Origin of the sequence: Salinivibrio sp. EAGSL, from assembly GCF_013366455.1 — a bacterium.
In the GTDB taxonomy this organism is placed as follows: Bacteria; Pseudomonadota; Gammaproteobacteria; order Enterobacterales; family Vibrionaceae; genus Salinivibrio; species Salinivibrio costicola.
The window spans coordinates 1-827 of the sequence record NZ_JABWMG010000050.1 but is presented as its reverse complement, the minus strand read 5'-3'; the positions used below and the strand labels follow the sequence as shown (position 1 = coordinate 827).

1 rRNA gene is annotated in these 827 nt (G+C 53.3%); it reads right to left on the bottom strand.

The window, feature by feature from the left end:
- A 16S ribosomal RNA gene (locus tag HLG76_RS14640) occupies positions 1-827 on the bottom strand; the annotation flags it as partial.

The window sequence follows — 827 nt, the reverse complement described above, 5'->3', positions numbered from 1 at the left end:
TCTAAAGGCTTCGCTGGATGTCAAGAGTAGGTAAGGTTCTTCGCGTTGCATCGAATTAAACCACATGCTCCACCGCTTGTGCGGGCCCCCGTCAATTCATTTGAGTTTTAACCTTGCGGCCGTACTCCCCAGGCGGTCTACTTAATGCGTTAGCGCCGAAAGCCAAAGTCTAAAACCTCAACCTCCAAGTAGACAGCGTTTACGGCGTGGACTACCAGGGTATCTAATCCTGTTTGCTACCCACGCTTTCGCATCTGAGCGTCAGTCTTTGTCCAGGGGGCCGCCTTCGCCACTGGTATTCCTTCAGATCTCTACGCATTTCACCGCTACACCTGAAATTCTACCCCCCTCTACAAGACTCTAGCCTGCCAGTTTCAAATGCGGTTCCGAGGTTGAGCCCCGGGCTTTCACATCTGACTTAACAAACCGCCTGCATGCGCTTTACGCCCAGTAATTCCGATTAACGCTCGCACCCTCCGTATTACCGCGGCTGCTGGCACGGAGTTAGCCGGTGCTTCTTCTGCAGCTAACGTCAAGCCGTGCACGTATTAAGTACACGACCTTCCTCACTGCTGAAAGTGCTTTACAACCCGAAGGCCTTCTTCACACACGCGGCATGGCTGCATCAGGGTCTCCCCCATTGTGCAATATTCCCCACTGCTGCCTCCCGTAGGAGTCTGGGCCGTGTCTCAGTCCCAGTGTGGCTGATCATCCTCTCAAACCAGCTAAGGATCGTTGCCTTGGTAAGCCATTACCTTACCAACTAGCTAATCCTAACTGGGCCCATCCCAACGCGATAGCTTACATGTAGAGGCCACCTTTGGTCC